The organism is Roseburia sp. MSJ-14 (assembly GCF_018918225.1).
Taxonomy (GTDB): Bacteria; Bacillota; Clostridia; order Lachnospirales; family Lachnospiraceae; genus Petralouisia.
This window is the reverse complement of sequence record NZ_JAHLQD010000050.1, coordinates 308,622-325,267: the sequence shown is the minus strand read 5'-3', so window position 1 is coordinate 325,267 and position 16,646 is coordinate 308,622. Positions and strand designations below refer to the sequence as shown.

16 protein-coding genes and 1 other annotated feature are annotated in these 16,646 nt (G+C 38.4%); of the genes, 14 read left to right on the top strand and 2 right to left on the bottom strand.

Annotation, left to right across the window (positions count from 1 at the left end):
- Positions 1–3: 3 nt before the first annotated feature.
- On the top strand, positions 4–210 hold the full coding sequence (locus tag KQI83_RS14940) for a hypothetical protein (protein WP_216559706.1): 207 nt from the start codon (positions 4–6) through the stop codon (positions 208–210).
- Here KQI83_RS14940 and KQI83_RS14935 read toward each other — a convergent pair.
- Positions 207–1,313, bottom strand: a complete 1,107-nt coding sequence (locus KQI83_RS14935; protein ID WP_216559704.1) for a polysaccharide pyruvyl transferase family protein — start codon at positions 1,311–1,313, stop codon at positions 207–209. The genes KQI83_RS14940 and KQI83_RS14935 overlap by 4 nt on opposite strands.
- A 101-nt stretch (positions 1,314–1,414) precedes the next feature.
- Between KQI83_RS14935 and KQI83_RS14930 the strand changes: the two genes are divergently transcribed.
- Genes KQI83_RS14930 through KQI83_RS14910 form a run of 5 tightly spaced genes read left to right on the top strand, consistent with a single transcriptional unit; the run spans position 1,415 to position 7,032 of the window.
- The gene (locus KQI83_RS14930) at positions 1,415–1,882 is read left to right on the top strand and encodes a hypothetical protein (protein ID WP_216559702.1); all 468 of its coding nucleotides are present in this window, start codon (positions 1,415–1,417) and stop codon (positions 1,880–1,882) included.
- Between the two features lie 11 nt (positions 1,883–1,893).
- Positions 1,894–3,477 carry a DUF4422 domain-containing protein gene (locus tag KQI83_RS14925; protein WP_216559700.1) on the top strand — a complete coding sequence of 528 codons (1,584 nt, stop codon included), beginning with the start codon at positions 1,894–1,896 and terminating at the stop codon, positions 3,475–3,477.
- Positions 3,464–4,834, top strand: a complete 1,371-nt coding sequence (locus KQI83_RS14920) for a glycosyltransferase (RefSeq protein WP_216559698.1) — start codon at positions 3,464–3,466, stop codon at positions 4,832–4,834. The genes KQI83_RS14925 and KQI83_RS14920 overlap by 14 nt, the downstream gene beginning before the upstream one ends.
- Before the next feature lies 1 nt (position 4,835).
- The gene (locus KQI83_RS14915) at positions 4,836–5,906 is read left to right on the top strand and encodes a glycosyltransferase family 4 protein (RefSeq protein ID WP_216559696.1); all 1,071 of its coding nucleotides are present in this window, start codon (positions 4,836–4,838) and stop codon (positions 5,904–5,906) included.
- Positions 5,907–5,922: 16 nt separating this feature from the next.
- Positions 5,923–7,032, top strand: a complete 1,110-nt coding sequence (locus tag KQI83_RS14910; RefSeq protein WP_216559694.1) for a glycosyltransferase family 2 protein — start codon at positions 5,923–5,925, stop codon at positions 7,030–7,032.
- A 109-nt stretch (positions 7,033–7,141) separates the two neighbouring features.
- Here the strand turns inward: KQI83_RS14910 and fliD are convergent, their stop codons facing one another.
- Entirely contained in the window at positions 7,142–8,437 is a 1,296-nt protein-coding gene (gene fliD / locus KQI83_RS17145; protein ID WP_216559692.1) for a flagellar filament capping protein FliD, read from the bottom strand.
- Positions 8,438–8,795: 358 nt separating this feature from the next.
- On the opposite strand from fliD, the gene rpmG reads away from it, so the two are divergent.
- The 8 genes from rpmG to rpoB all read left to right on the top strand — a co-directional run bounded on the left by rpmG (position 8,796) and on the right by rpoB (position 16,635).
- On the top strand, positions 8,796–8,945 hold the full coding sequence (gene rpmG / locus KQI83_RS14900; protein WP_117697288.1) for a 50S ribosomal protein L33: 150 nt from the start codon (positions 8,796–8,798) through the stop codon (positions 8,943–8,945).
- A 26-nt stretch (positions 8,946–8,971) separates the two neighbouring features.
- Positions 8,972–9,178, top strand: coding sequence for a preprotein translocase subunit SecE (gene secE / locus KQI83_RS14895; RefSeq protein ID WP_216559690.1), 207 nt, complete (start codon positions 8,972–8,974; stop codon positions 9,176–9,178).
- 16 nt (positions 9,179–9,194) lie between these two features.
- A complete protein-coding gene (gene nusG / locus KQI83_RS14890; protein ID WP_216559688.1) occupies positions 9,195–9,710 on the top strand; it encodes a transcription termination/antitermination protein NusG in 516 nt (171 codons plus the stop codon).
- A gap of 30 nt (positions 9,711–9,740) precedes the next feature.
- Positions 9,741–10,166: a 50S ribosomal protein L11 gene (gene rplK, locus KQI83_RS14885; RefSeq protein WP_216559686.1), complete on the top strand. Its 426-nt coding sequence runs from the start codon at positions 9,741–9,743 to the stop codon at positions 10,164–10,166.
- 136 nt (positions 10,167–10,302) lie between these two features.
- Positions 10,303–10,995, top strand: a complete 693-nt coding sequence (gene rplA, locus KQI83_RS14880; protein ID WP_216559684.1) for a 50S ribosomal protein L1 — start codon at positions 10,303–10,305, stop codon at positions 10,993–10,995.
- A 33-nt stretch (positions 10,996–11,028) separates the two neighbouring features.
- Positions 11,029–11,171: a sequence feature (ribosomal protein L10 leader region), on the top strand.
- Between the two features lie 50 nt (positions 11,172–11,221).
- Entirely contained in the window at positions 11,222–11,758 is a 537-nt protein-coding gene (gene rplJ, locus KQI83_RS14875) for a 50S ribosomal protein L10 (RefSeq protein WP_216559682.1), read from the top strand.
- 133 nt (positions 11,759–11,891) lie between these two features.
- A complete protein-coding gene (gene rplL, locus KQI83_RS14870; RefSeq protein WP_216559680.1) occupies positions 11,892–12,269 on the top strand; it encodes a 50S ribosomal protein L7/L12 in 378 nt (125 codons plus the stop codon).
- A 508-nt stretch (positions 12,270–12,777) separates the two neighbouring features.
- Positions 12,778–16,635 (top strand): DNA-directed RNA polymerase subunit beta, encoded by a 3,858-nt coding sequence (gene rpoB / locus KQI83_RS14865; protein ID WP_216559678.1) that lies wholly within the window; start codon positions 12,778–12,780, stop codon positions 16,633–16,635.
- Positions 16,636–16,646 lie beyond the last annotated feature (11 nt).

Genomic DNA, 16,646 nt, shown 5'->3' with positions numbered 1-16,646 from the left:
TATATGGAAAAACCAATGTATTTGGTATGGGACATGAAAGAGAAGCTTTATCAACAGTTTGAAGAAGTTGTAGTAATAGGCACAGATATGAAACGTATCGTAGAACAGTGGCACCGTACAGATGTCCTTGTAAAATGGTATGTGGATAAGAAACAGGTGCAGGGTGCCACTAAATACAGTAATAATATCACAATCATAAACGAACATTAGGAGTGAGAGGAGAGATTCTCTAACTCCTTTTGTAGTCTATCGTTTTCTGTAAGAAGGGAATTGGAAATAGCAAGAACACGTTCTAGCGTAGAAGCATCCTTTTGGATTTGGTTTTCCAGTTCTTGACGAATCTCTAACATATGATACAAGGAGTTGCGCATATGCTGTGTACGGTCTATATAGAGAGAACGGTATAGAGAACAATCCGGAAGCAGGGAACAATCCGGGGTTTGGTTGTCTACTGTATTTATAAACTGGTTGCACCGTTCTATCATGCTATTTCTCAAAGGAAGACTATCGGTGTTTTTCGTAGGATGAAGTAACATATCATTTATGTTTCCGGCTAATAATTCTGTTTCATTGCAGCAGGTAAAAAAATCAGAAAAACTAGACAGTCGTTCGTAAAAATCAGTATCATATTTTCCAAGAAAAATAACAGGAGTCTCTAGCGCAACAGAAGGAAGCGCACAGTGTAAACGTGTTGTAATAACAAGGTCTGCGCCCTGATAAAGTTTCAGGTATTCTTCCAGACGCTGTTCCCGTTGAGACCAGGAAAGACCGACTTCCTGTGGTTCTAGCTTGTGTGTTTTACATACAATATTTTTATCAGGAAAAAGTTCTTTTATATAGGAAAGAACTTCATCAGAAACATCTGTTAAAACAATGCTATGATTTGGAGTTACATCCGGGAATTTTTTTAGTGTTAGGGTAAGGCATCCGGAAAAATAACTGTCAATTTCCTTTTGCCGGAGTACTTCCATGGTATGAAGGTCACGACAACCAATGGGTGCATGTTGTTGTAAATAGTCAGAAACATTTCCGTCTAAATAGGAGTAATCATTAAATATTTTCTGATCCTTACTAAAATGGGTTCCAATGAATAATGGAATAAGGTAAGGTGAGGGTTGAAAAGTATAGTGATAGTGAAGATACCAGCCATTTAAAATAGTTGCAACATATTCTTTTGTTTCAGGTAAAAATACATCAAGACTTTCACGGTCAATATAATAGTCAACATGAGGAAGAAACTGTTTTCCGGAATAACTTAAAATATCATCCCCAAGATTATCTGTATTATGGTAGTAAACCATTCCATATTTCATGAGTGCACCTCCGATTATTTTTAAGATAAGTATAAGGTATTTGAGGAATTTATACAACTATGTTAAAATAAAGGCAGTTGATTAATGGGAGAGGGTACAGAATGGAGAGCATGATACTTACCAATGAAACGGATATCTATGTTTTTTTTGAAATCATAGATAAAGTAGAAGCAGAGAGCATTTTAGATGTAGGAATGTTCTTAAAAAGAGTGGGAAGTGTGTCCAGACAGATTAAGGATAAGGAGATTTCCGGGGATAAGACGTTGGTAGGGGTAGATTTTTTCCCGGAGGTAATATGCCCGATTTGGAATCGTATATATAATGCGGTTTATACACCAGACCAGCTTTTTCAAAAGGAGCATACCCGGAAATATGAGCTGGCAACAGTGCTAAGGTTAAAGGATTGCATGAGTGACACAGAGGCTGCCACCATGTGGAAGTGGTTGAAAAAGCATGTGTCTTATCTGCTAACTGACTGGGATTTCACGGAGATTTCAAAGGTTATAGACGTAAGAAATGAAAGAAAAATAACAGTAGATGATAAGTCATATAGTTTCATTACTATGTAGGAGAGGGGATTATGGATACAAGAATTTATGTTATGACACATAAAAAAATAGAGCCAATTCAAAATGAGATTTATATTCCGCTTCAGGTAGGGAAAAAAGGCAAGGAAGACCTGGGCTATATAGGTGATGACACCGGAGATTCTATTTCAGAAAAAAACAGTAGTTATTGTGAATTGACCGGATTGTATTGGCTTTGGAAAAATGTAAATTGTGATATGGTAGGAATTTGCCATTATAGGAGATTTTTCGTAAAGAATGAGCAGATTCTGGATAAGGAATATATTGAAACCACGCTGCAAAGTTACGATATGATAATTCCCGATAGCAGATGTGCAGAGGAAGGATGTATGGAAGCCCATTATGCAGCAAGACATGATGTGGAAGACTTGGCATTGTGTGGCGAAGTGATACGGGAAAAATATCCGGAGTATACAACTGCATTTCAGGTAGCAATGCATGCGAACCTAATCACTATGGGAAATATGTGGATTACCCGAAAAGAAATTTTTGATGCATATTGCACATGGTTGTTTGATATTTTATTTGAAGTAGAAAAGAGAATAGATTTTTCAAAATACGATGATTATCAGGGAAGAGTTATGGGATTTTTATCAGAACGTTTATTTCGTGTGTGGCTGTTGAACCAGTCATATTCCGTTCGGGAAGAGTACGTTAAAATGATAGAAACAAAGGACTTCTTAAATGATATAAAGGGTATGCAACTCAAATACCAATATGTAAAAACAGTAGTAAAACCCTTATTGCAACTATATGAATCCTATGCAGGAAATAGGGAACAGATGAAAAGCCTGGCAGAAGAAATTTATCAAAAGGATGACTTTGAGGGAAAAATACCCATATGGGTGTGTTGGTGGCAAGGCGAGGATTCCCTTCCGGAGTTGGTACAGGTGTGCCTAAAGAGTATTCAGAAAAACATTCCCGGGGAAAAGGCAGTACTTCGTTTTATTACACTGGAAAACTGTATGGAGTATGTTACGTTTACAGATACAATCATCCGGAAGTTTCAGGAAGGAAAGATAACACTTACGCATTTGTCAGATATATTGCGGGCAGAACTGCTGTATCGTTATGGTGGAATGTGGATAGATGCTACCTATTTTGTTAGTGATAGCTTGGAAAAAGCACTTTTAGAAAAAGATACGTTTTGGACAATCAAATACCCCAATGCTATTTGGAAGTCGGATGTAGCACAGGGGCGATGGTCTTGTAATTGCCTGAAAGTTCCGCCAAAGAGCCTGTTTGCACGATTTTTAATGGAGAGCTTCTGGTATTACTGGGAAGTAAATGACTCTTTGATAGATTATTTCCTGATAGATTATGTGGCAGCGGTGGCATATGATACGTTTTCAGAAGTACATAAGATGATAGAAGATTGCCCGGTAAGCGATACGGTAGTATTTGAATTACAGAAGAATCTGAACCGAAAGTTTGACAGAAAGAAATATCGGGAGTGGACGACAAAAGCATCTTTTTTTAAACTTAACTGGAGAACAAATTTAGAAGAAACCACAATTACACAGAACCAGACATTTTGGGGGTACTTAAGAGAGAAGGAAGTTTATGATAGCGAATAAGAGACCAACGGATATGTGTTATCCAAAAACAGCCATTGTAATTATATCTTATAACAATGCAGAATTAACCAAAGAATGCATCAAGAGCATTCGAGTAAACAATCCGGCAGAAATATATCAGCTCATTGTAGTGGATAATGCTTCAACAGATGGGATTGTGGAGTGGCTAAGGGAGCAATCCGATGTTATATTAATTGCAAATACAGAAAACAAAGGATTCCCTTATGCTTGTAATCAGGGAATTGCAGCAGCGGACAAAGAAGCAGACATATTTCTTTTAAATAACGATACCATTGTACCGAAAAATGCACTGTATTGGCTGCGAAAAGGACTTTATTCCAGTGAAAAAGTAGGCGCGGTGGGAAGTGTTTCTAACAACGTGGTGAATTACCAACAAGTGCCGGAACAGTTTAATACCGTAGAAGAGTGGATGGCGTTTGCAGAGAAGAATAATGTAGAAATGGAATATCCTTATGAGAAAAAGGGATGGCTGGTAGGTTTTGCCATGCTGATTAAGCGAACAGCCATTAATAAAATATTAGAAGCCGAAGGAACAGCAAAGGACCGTTTGCCGGAGGTGTTGGATAATCGTTTTTCGCCGGGGAATTATGAAGATAATGACCTGAGTATTCGGTTACTGAAAAATGGATATGAATTGCTACTGTGCAAAAATAGTTTTATCTTTCATCATGGCGGAAAATCCTTTGGAAAACAACAGGAGAAATATAGAAAAATATTGCTGGAAAATCAGTCTAAACTGGCAAACAAATATGGAATAGACTATATTCCTTACAGCTATGTGGAATCAGCATTGGTAAATATGATAAAACCACAGCAAGAAGAATTTTCCGTATTGGAAGTAGGGTGTAAGCTGGGAGCAACACTGGCAAGAATTCAAAGTAAATATCCGCAAAGCCGTGTGTGCGGTATTGAGAAAAACGAAAAACTGGCAGAGCTTGCAACACATGTGGCAGAAGTAACATGCACCGATTTTTTAGAAACAGATATGTCATTGAAAGCGTATGATTATGTGATTTTGGATGGAGTATTAAACCCGAAAAAGAAAGCAGACAAAATGTTGAAAAAGGCAAGTAAATGTGTAAAAGCAGGAGGAAAATTGCTGCTCACTGTGGATAATAGGCAATGTATCAGCCGGCTTAAAGATGGATTTACATTGGATGAAATCGTAGCATTGTTTAATGAATGTGGAGTAGCGTTAAAAGACTTTCATTATAGAGCGGCAGTACTTAATAAGGAAGAAAAAAAGCAATTAGAGGAACTTATGGCAAGTAGAAATCCGGCAGAAAGACCACTGTATGAGGCAGAGCGGTTTGTTTTTGCAGCAGAAAGGCAATAAGATGAAAAAAATGACAGTGCTGGTACCGTGTCTGGAAGGAGCGGGAGGAATCGGTGTATTAAGAAATTTGTTGTGGGTATTAAAAGAAAAGTATGAGATTACGGTTATATCTCAGCTAGAAGGTGCCATGGGGCAGAAGTTTCAACAAATGGGAATGAAAGTTCAAATTGAACCGGATATGCTTTCAGAGACATTTCTTGCACAAGTAACGGAGGCAGACGAAGTTTTTGCAAACACACTTTCTATGTTACCGATAGTGGAAAAATTAAATGGATGTGGAAAAATACTGCATTGGTGGATTCATGAACCACCGGCTTATTTTAAAGTGTATAAGGATAACATAAAAGATGAGTTTTGGAATCAGCTTAACGAGAATGTGAGAGTATATGCAGCGGGAGACTTAGTACATGATTATATTAAGGAGACATATCATTATAATACCCAAGTGTTGAACTTTGGAGTAGAGGATATTGTGTCGGGACAAACAGAGGATGCGGCTGAACAATCCGCAGAAACGGTTTCTTCCAAGGTGCGCTTTTTACTTCCAAGCTACTATTTTGATTATATAAAAGGACAGGATTTACTGCTTAAGGCAATTCTTGATTTGCCCCAAACATTTTTAGAACGTTCCGAATTTTTCTTTTTAGGGCATGTGGAAGAAGATATGAGGCATTTATACCACATTATTCAAAAATTGGAAAATGCATGGGGGAATGTTCACCATTTGCCACCGGTGGAGCACGAAGAAGTGTTAGAGCTGATGAAAACCATGGACTGTCTGGTAGCACCTTCCAGAGAAGATGCAACGAATGCCTGTATCGTAGAGGGCATGATGTTGTCAAAATTATGTATTTGCTCGGATATGACGGGGGTGTCACGTTATTTAGAAGATTGCGTCAGCGCATTGGTATTTCCGGCAGGAAATGTAGAAGAATTAAAGAAACGATTGTTGTTAGTAATAGACAGTTTTCCGGAATTAAAAGTGATTGGGGAAAATGGAAGAAAAGTGTACGAAACAATTTTTTCTCAGAATGCTTTTGAAAAACGGGTGTGGGAACTGTTTGGAGAATAGGAAAAAGGAATATCACATGTTATCGGTTTGTATTATTGCAAAAAACGAAGAAAAGAATATTGCACGCTGTCTTCAGTGTTTAAAACCTTATGATTTTGAGATAGTAGTAGTGGATACAGGTTCTACGGATAGAACCAGAGAAATTGCAAGTCAATATACCGATAAGGTATATGAATTTGCATGGCGTAATGATTTTGCCCTTGCAAAAAATTATGCCATATCAAAAGCACAGCAGCCATATGTAATGGTGATAGACAGTGATGAGTTTTTAGAAGAAATAGATACGGAAAAACTATATGATTTGCTGAATGAATATCCAGAGCAGGTAGGGAGAATCCGAAGAAAAAATATTTTTACCAGAAATCAGCAGGAGCAGGAAAATCAGGAATGGATTAATCGTATTTTTTCAAAAGAAAGATTTTGCTATGAAGGAAGAATCCATGAGCAGGTTGTGGCAAAAGATGGAAGTCAGTACAAAACGTATCAGGCACCGGTTGTCATAGCACATACCGGGTATGATTTAACTCTGGATGAGCGAAAGAAAAAGGCAGAGCGGAATTTTCTTTTATTACAACAGGAACTACAATGTTTAGAAGAAGAGAAAGAGAAAAATAAGAAAGACACAACAGAATATCAGAAAATAGAAGAACAAATCCCATATATCCTCTATCAATTAGGAAAGAGCTGTTATATGGCAGAACAATATCAGGAAGCATGCGAATATTTTTCCAAGGGACTTTCTTATGACTTGAATCCGAAGTTAGAATATGTGATAGATATGGTAGAGGCTTACGGATATGCACTTTTGAATAGTAATCAGGCACAGACAGCACTTTTCTTTGAAAATATTTACGAAGAGTTTAAGGACAGCGCGGATTTCCAGTTCTTGATGGGGCTTATTTATATGAATAATGCATGCTTTACACAGGCGGTTGAAGAATTTCAAAAGGCAACGCAGCATAAAGAGTGTAAAAATAAGGGCACTAATTCCTATTCAGCTTATTATAATATAGGTGTTATATATGAATGTCTTGGAGAAAAAGAAGAAGCTGTTTGCTATTATAAGAAATGTGGCAATTATGAACCGGCGAAAAAAAGAATATTAGAAATAGAGGGAAGAATATAAAGAAAAAAGTGCTCCGCTGAGGATATATGCCTCGGGGAGATGAAATTAGTGGTAAACATACCACTTAAATACGAAAGAGTCCGACCAGCGGACTCTTTGTTTCTATACTTTAACAATACCGATCCATCATCATACCAGAATAGATGGAAGTGATGTATGGTGTAACCAGTGTTTTATTTGGATTTTTATAAACAACAATAATTTTATCTACATACTTCATTGGGTCGAGAGAAGCGGTAGTTGCTTTTTTATCTAACAGATTTTTAAAATCATTTAATACAGAAAAACTCTCATCCGGATGCTCCGTATCAACGGCATCTGCCAACAAAGCTTTGTCAACGTAAATCTCACCGTTAGATTCCACCATAAGTCCCACAGCCTCTAAATCATTTTGCAAAGTAAAAGCAGCACTACTCATATCATGGTATAAAAGTGCGCTTTGCGGCTGTGATTCGGAATATTTATCGGAAGTTTCGATAATATCGTTATAGGAATCAACCAGCGTCTGAATGTTATCGGCAATGGCATCTACATTTGCTTTAAAACCAATGGTAGCAGGATTTCCTTCCTCACTAATACTATGTAAGGTCAGTTCAAATGCATTATTAATACTGAAAGTATTGGTAAAAGAGGAACGCTCCTTGCCGTCTAAAAGAAATTCTGCATTCTGAGAAGGTTCAACAATACGGTCAATACCCAGAACATTCAAGGCGGTCATGGAATTATGGTTTCCCTGAGGGGTAATATTGAACAGATACTCCTCGCCAACATTACGTCCTGTATTTACGGATTCAATTCGAATAGCACTTCTGCCCTGTGAATCTTCAATTACAGAAGACTGCAAGTTAATGCCCGAATTTGTAATTAAATTTGCGATTTTTTCCTGAACATCGTAATTGCTATCGGTAGGTGCAACGGTAAATTGGAATTCATATGCGGCAGAATTTGTACTTAAATCAAAAGCATAGGTATCCGGTCTTAAGTCTAAATGATCTTTTGCCAGGAAAGAACCCAGATTTACCTGAGGTTGCGCAAGCTGCCGAACCTCTATTTCAAAACTGTTTATATTTTCAGCCTGCTGGGAAGTCCCAATATAATTAGCCGTTACAATATCCTCTTGAGTAGAAAAAGCAATTTTCTTTTGGAAAGCCTTGGTGATATCATCATCATCGGAAAGAGAAGCCACTACGTTCTTGATATTGCGGGCATTTTCTTTGATGTCAATGGCAAACCTTTGAACATCCCCTGTATTCTGAATCTTATATAGAGGGGACTCTTTATTGATTTTTACGATTGTGTTATAGATGTTACGCAGTTCGCTCTTTTTGTGCGTATCATAGCGGGATGCAGATTTACTGGCATAAGTACTAAGATAATAGCCGTAAGCAGTATCTATTGTAGCCACATCAATCCCCTCCTTTCATCCGTGAAATTCATGCCGAAGCATGGGGGTTTTGTTACTCCGTGTAATCCTTTATGGAGTATATCGGTTAATTATTGAAAAAAATTACACTTGATTTGTAAAATTTTTATAATTTCATATTATATAATAAGAAAAGAAGTTTGTCACTAGTAATTTATAACTAGTAAAATGAAAATAGAAAAAGACTTGATTTCTACTATATGTAGTGCTACAATATTTGAATCAGTCAATTATGTAAAAAAGAGTTGACGCGAAAAAGGGATTGTGATATATTAGACTAGCGATGGAAGTAGGTCTTTTTTTTATGCCTAAAATTAGAAATTAAGTGGAGGTGGAAGTTGTGCGCACAAAAATTACATTGGCATGTACAGAATGTAAACAACGTAATTACAACATGACAAAAGATAAGAAAGCTCATCCAGACAGAATGGAGACAAAGAAATATTGTAGATTCTGTAAGACACATACATTACACAAAGAAACGAAGTAATAGGATTGAGCAAAGGAAGTGACAAAATGGGAGAAACCAATACAGAAAAAGCTCCGAAGACGAGCTGGTTCACCGGTCTTAAGGCTGAATTTTCAAAAATTATTTGGCCAGACAAGAAATCACTTATCAAACAGACAACGGCTGTTACAGTTGTTTCAATTATCTTGGGTCTGATTATCGCCATACTGGATTCAATTATCAAGTATGGTGTGGATATCCTGGTAAAATTATAGGAGGCATAGGTGATTTATGGCAGAGGCAAACTGGTATGTAGTTCATACCTATTCTGGTTATGAAAACAAAGTCAAAGAGAACATTGAGAAAACAATTGAAAATCGGCACTTAGAAGATCAGATTCTGGAAGTAAGGGTTCCGATGCAGAGCGTTGTGGAAATGAAAAACGGTATGAAAAAGACTGTTGAGAAGAAAATGTTTCCGGGATATGTTCTTATTAACATGGTTATGAATGATGATATATGGTATGTGGTTAGAAATACCAGAGGCGTAACCGGATTTGTTGGTCCGGGATCCAAGCCGGTACCACTCACTGAAGCTGAAATGAGACCGTTGGGTATCCAGGTTGACAATGTGGTTGTAGACTTTGAGGAAGGCGATTCCGTAAGAGTTACCGGCGGCGTGTGGAAAGATACCGTTGGGCTTATCCAATCCATTAACCATGGAAAACAGATGGTTACAATCAATGTTGACTTGTTTGGTCGTGAAACACCAGTAGAAATAAGTTTCACAGATATTAGAAAGTTATAAGATGCAAAAATTTAAAGGAGGAATTTCCAAATGGCAAAGAAAGTAGAAGGATACATCAAATTACAGATTCCTGCTGGAAAGGCTACACCTGCACCACCAGTTGGACCTGCACTTGGACAGCATGGTGTAAATATCGTTGAATTTACAAAACAGTTCAACGCAAAAACAGCTGATCAGGGAGATTTAATTATTCCGGTAGTTATTACCGTATATTCAGATAGAAGCTTTAGCTTCATCACAAAGACTCCACCAGCACCAGTATTAATCAAAAAGGCATGTAACATCAAATCTGGTTCTGCTGTACCTAACAAAACAAAGGTAGCAACTATTTCCAAGGCAAAAGTTCAGGAAATCGCAGAATTAAAGATGAAAGATTTAAATGCAGCTACATTAGAAGCAGCTATGAGCATGATCGCAGGAACAGCTCGTAGTATGGGTGTTACTGTAGAGGAATAGGCTGAAAGCAACTTGGCAAAATCGAGCCCATGGCGAAGATTGCGCCTTAGTGAACAGAACTACCTTATAAATTGAATTGATATGTAAAATCGTGGGAGGGACCTACTCCCGATATTACCACTAGGAGGTTATTTTAATGAAAAGAGGAAAGAAATACGTTGAAGCTGCAAAAGCTATCGACAGAGCTGTGCAGTATGACACAGCAGAAGCAATCAGCTTAGTAAAGAAAGCAGCAGTTGCTAAATTTGACGAAACAATTGAAGCTCATATCAGAACCGGTTGTGACGGACGTCATGCAGAACAGCAGATTCGTGGTGCGGTAGTATTACCACACGGAACTGGTAAGACTGTAAAAGTTTTGGTATTCGCAAAAGGCGATAAAGTAGACGAAGCATTAGCAGCAGGAGCAGATCACGTTGGAGGAGAAGAATTAATTCCAAAGATTCAGAACGATGGATGGTTAGACTTTGACGTTGTTGTTGCTACACCTGACATGATGGGTGTTGTTGGTCGTTTAGGACGTGTACTCGGACCTAAGGGATTAATGCCAAACCCAAAAGCAGGAACTGTTACTATGGACGTTACCAAAGCTGTAAATGACATTAAAGCTGGTAAGATTGAGTACAGATTAGATAAAACAAACATTATCCATGTGCCAGTTGGAAAAGCATCTTTTACAGAAGAACAATTAGCGGACAACTTCCAGACTCTTATGGATGCCATCATCAAGGCTAAACCAGCAACCTTAAAAGGTCAGTACTTAAAGAGCGTTTCTTTAGCTCCTACAATGGGACCTGGTGTAAAGGTTAACACAGCTAAGTTTGTTTAAAATTGGTGTTGACATCTAATATAGACAGTGCTATAATAGCAAAGCATATTGCCGAAGACAGCAGGTGCCGTAAGGCATAACCATAGGACCTGCCGAGGAAATTTACCGAATGGTGAATACGAAATGATTATTTCAAGCCTCTTTGTCTCGGACAAAGGGGCTTTTAAAGTGCTTATTTGCAATTTAAAAGCCCGCATATAAAAATATATAAGGAGGTGCACGATTCGTGGCAAAAGTAGAACTGAAACAGCCTATCGTACAGGAAATTTCTGAACAGATTAAAGACGCACAGTCAGTCGTATTAGTTGACTACCGTGGACTTACTGTTGAAGAAGTTACAGCATTGCGTAAAGAATTAAGAGAAGCTGGTGTTACTTATAAAGTATATAAGAACACATTAATGAATTTTGCATTCAAGGGAACAGATTTCGAAAGCATGTCTTCTTTATTAGAAGGACCAAATGCTATTGCAATTTCTAAGGATGATGCAACAGCACCAGCAAGAATCCTTTCTAAGTTTGCAAAAACAGCACCAGCATTAGAATTAAAAGCAGGTGTCGTAGAAGGTACTTTCTATGATGCAGATGGAATCAAAGCAGTTGCTTCTGTTCCATCCAGAGAAGAATTACTTTCCAAATTGCTTGGAAGTATTCAGTCTCCTATTACCAACCTTGCTCGTGTTCTTAACCAGATTGCAGAACAGGGTGGCGCAGCAGATGCAGCAGTAGCTGCACCAGCAGAAGAAGCTCCAGCAGCAGAATAAGCAACCGCAGAAGCTGAAAACAACGAGAAATCGTTTGAATTTAGTGAGATAAACGAGTTGCAAATTTGTTCTTATGAAAGAACGATAGTAAAATAAGAAAAATAAAACCAATATTAAACGGAGGTAAACTATAATGGCAAAGTTAACAACAGCAGAATTTATCGAAGCTATTAAAGAGTTAAGCGTATTAGAATTAAATGATTTAGTAAAAGCATGTGAAGAAGAATTTGGTGTATCCGCAGCAGCAGGTGTTGTAGTAGCAGCAGCTGGTGGAGACGGAGCAGCAGCAGGCGAAGAGAAATCTGAGTTTGACGTAGAATTAACAGAAGTTGGACCAAACAAAGTTAAGGTTATCAAAGTAGTTCGTGAAGTAACTGGATTAGGATTAAAAGAAGCTAAAGAAGTAGTTGACGGAGCTCCTAAGGTATTAAAAGAAGCTGCAGAAAAAGCAGAAGCTGAAGATATCAAGACTAAGTTAGAAGCAGAAGGCGCAAAAGTTACTTTAAAATAATCGCGTAAGCATTGAGACGTGTAAAGCGGAAAGAAACCGCTCTGAGAGAATTTATTCTCGGCAGAGTGGTTTCTTTTTGCTTTATAGGGCGAAAGCCCGCGTTTCCACGGAAAACGAAGTTTTCTGTGGAAATCACGTCTCAATGTTGAAGTTGAAAGCGCAACGCGTGCCGGTGGCAGAGGATTGTCACTGGCAATCCGCTGAAAAGGCAATGCGATTTTGAAAGAATTTATTCTCGGCTCAATACTTAATGAGAAAATCCCATATATTTATTGAAAAAAATAATTTAAAAAATATCTTGACGTTTTATGGGGAGTTATGCTATCATATAGGGTGCACTATTGTGGTGACATAGGCTCATTTCATTAGGAAATATAGGAAAATCAAGCCTTGCATGCATTTTGTGAAATGTATGTGGATGAGTACAACATTTTGTTGTTTTTCATTCTGATTTAACTGCATATTGCTATTAGATAGATATAAATATAAAACGAGAGGTGAAACGTCAATGGAGAAAAACAGAATACGTCCGATTAAAGCAGGAAAAAGCGTTCGTATGAGTTACTCGCGACAAAAAGAAGTATTGGAAATGCCAAACTTGATTGAGGTTCAGAAGGACTCCTATCAATGGTTCCTTGACGAAGGATTAAAAGAAGTGTTTGCCGATATTTCTCCAATCGCAGATTACAGCGGACAGTTGAGTCTGGAGTTCGTTGATTTTACATTGTGTGAGGACGATGTAAAATATTCAATCGCGGAGTGTAAGGAAAGAGATGCAACTTATGCCGCTCCTTTGAAAGTAAAAGTAAGATTTTACAACAAAGAGGCTGTTGAAGAAGTTAAAGATTACGAAATCTTCATGGGCGATTTGCCTCTTATGACAGAAACAGGAACATTCGTAATCAATGGTGCAGAACGTGTTATCGTTAGCCAGTTGGTACGTTCTCCTGGTATTTATTATGGGATTGCACACGATAAAGTGGGTAAGACCCTTTATTCTTGTACCGTAATTCCAAACCGTGGAGCATGGTTAGAGTATGAAACAGATTCTAACGATGTCTTTTATGTGCGTGTAGACCGTACCAGAAAGGTACCGGTTACTGTTTTGATTCGTGCATTAGGTATTGGAACCAATCAAGAAATCATTGATTTATTTGGTGAAGAACCAAAAATCGTTGCAAGTTTTGGAAAAGATACAGCAACCAACTATCAGGAAGGTTTGCTGGAGTTATATAAGAAGATTCGCCCGGGTGAACCACTCACTGTAGAAAGTGCAGAAAGTCTTATTAATGCAATGTTCTTTGACCCAAGACGTTATGATCTTGCGAAGGTAGGACGTTATAAGTTTAATAAGAAACTGGCTCTTAAGAACCGTATCAGCGGACAGGTATTAGCAGAAGATGTAGTGGATGCATCTACCGGAGAAATCCTTGCAGAGAGCGGAACTCTTGTAACAAGAGAATTAGCAGAATCTATTCAGAATGCTGCTGTTCCGTTTGTATGGATTCAGGGCGAAGAACGTAATATCAAAGTATTATCTAATATGATGGTAGACGTTACAAGCTATGTTGATATTGATAAGGCAGAGGCAAAGAAACTTGGTATTACAGAATTAGTATATTACCCTGTTTTAGAAAAAATATTAGAAGAAAACGAAAGTTTAGATGAAATCAAAGAAGCGCTTCATAGAAATGCTACTGATTTGATTCCAAAACATATTACTAAGGAAGATATTCTTGCATCTATTAACTATAATATGCACTTAGAATATGGATTAGGAAACGATGACGATATTGACCACTTAGGAAACAGACGTATTCGTGCAGTGGGTGAATTATTGCAGAATCAGTATCGTATCGGTCTTTCCAGAATGGAAAGAGTAGTTCGTGAGAGAATGACTACTCAGGATTTACAGGGAATTTCTCCGCAGAGCTTGATTAATATTAAACCGGTAACAGCTGCGGTAAAAGAATTCTTCGGTTCTTCCCAGTTGTCACAGTTTATGGATCAGAACAACCCATTGGGTGAGTTAACACATAAGAGACGTTTATCAGCATTGGGACCAGGTGGTTTGTCCAGAGACCGTGCCGGATTTGAAGTTCGTGACGTTCATTATTCCCATTACGGAAGAATGTGCCCAATCGAGACTCCTGAAGGTCCTAACATCGGTTTGATTAACTCCCTTGCAACTTATGCGAGAATTAATGAATATGGATTCATTGAAGCACCATATCGTAAGATTGATAAAACAGATCCAAAGAATCCACGCGTAACCGATGAAGTTGTATATATGACAGCGGACGAAGAAGATAACTATCATGTAGCACAGGCGAATGAAGCATTAGATGCAGAAGGACATTTTGTTCGTAATTCTGTATCCGGTCGTTATAGAGAAGAAACACAGGAATACGAAAAGGCTATGTTTGATTACATGGACGTATCTCCTAAGATGGTGTTCTCCGTGGCTACAGCGTTAATTCCTTTCTTGGAAAACGATGATGCAAACCGTGCGTTGATGGGATCTAACATGCAGCGTCAGGCAGTACCGCTTTTGACAACAGAAGCACCGGTTGTAGGAACCGGTATGGAACCTAAGACAGCAGTTGACTCCGGAGTTTGTGTAGTTGCAAAAAATGCAGGTATTGTAGAACGTTCTGTATCTAACGAGATTACCATTAAAACAGATGATGGTAACCGTGATGTTTATAAATTAACTAAGTTTTCAAGAAGTAACCAGTCTAACTGCTACAACCAGAGACCAATCGTGTTCAAGGGTGAACGCGTAGAAAAGGGTCAGGTTATTGCAGACGGACCATCTACATCTAACGGAGAATTGGCATTAGGAAAGAACCCGTTAATCGGATTTATGACCTGGGAAGGTTATAACTACGAAGATGCTGTTCTGTTAAGTGAAAGATTAGTACAGGAAGATGTTTACACTTCCGTACACATCGAGGAATATGAAGCAGAAGCGCGTGACACCAAATTAGGACCGGAAGAAATCACAAGAGACGTTCCGGGGGTTGGTGATGATGCACTGAAAGATTTGGATGAAAGAGGTATCATTCGTATCGGTGCGGAAGTGCGTGCCGGCGATATCCTGGTAGGTAAAGTTACTCCGAAGGGAGAAACAGAACTTACAGCAGAAGAAAGATTACTTCGTGCAATTTTCGGTGAGAAAGCAAGAGAAGTAAGAGATACATCCTTAAAGGTACCACATGGTGAATATGGTATTGTTGTAGATGCAAAAGTATTTACAAGAGAAAATGGAGATGAATTGTCTCCTGGAGTAAATCAGGCAGTTCGTATTTACATTGCTCAGAAGAGAAAAATCTCTGTTGGTGATAAGATGGCTGGTCGTCATGGTAACAAGGGTGTTGTTTCCCGTGTATTGCCGGTAGAAGATATGCCATTCTTACCAAATGGACGTCCGTTGGATATCGTATTGAACCCATTGGGTGTGCCTTCTCGTATGAATATTGGACAGGTGCTTGAAATTCATTTGAGTTTGGCAGCTAAGGCATTAGGATTCAACATTGCAACTCCTGTATTCGACGGAGCGAACGAAGTTGATATTATGGATACCTTGGATTTAGCAAATGATTATGTAAATCTGTCTTGGGAAGAATTTGAGAAGAAACATGGCGAAGAACTTTTACCAGAAGTTTTAGAATACTTATCCGAAAACAGAGACCACAGAGAATTGTGGAAAGGTGTTCCAATCTCTCGTGACGGTAAAGTAAGACTTCGTGATGGTAGAACAGGAGAATACTTCGACAGTCCGGTAACCATTGGACACATGCATTACCTGAAATTGCATCACTTGGTAGACGATAAGATCCATGCACGTTCTACCGGTCCTTACTCATTAGTAACACAGCAGCCATTAGGTGGTAAGGCGCAGTTCGGTGGACAGCGTTTCGGAGAAATGGAAGTTTGGGCATTAGAGGCATATGGTGCATCTTATACATTGCAGGAAATCTTAACAGTAAAATCCGACGATGTTATTGGACGTGTTAAGACTTACGAAGCAATTATTAAGGGTGACAATATTCCTGAACCGGGAATTCCAGAATCCTTTAAGGTACTTTTAAAAGAACTTCAGTCTTTAGGTTTGGATGTAAAAGTCCTTGATGAAAATAGAGAAGAAGTAGAGCTGATGGAAACCAGCGAATACGGAAATACTGATTTGAATTCTGTGATTGCGGGAGATCGTAATTTCGCATTTGAAGAAGACGAATCCTTCGGCGAGATGGGATTCCAGAAGCAGGAGTTCAATGAAGACGAAGAATTAGTAGATGTAGAAGAAGAGGCAAACGAAGAGGACGATTTCGGCGACTTTGATGATGTTCTTGACGAAGAATAAAAAGGGAAAGG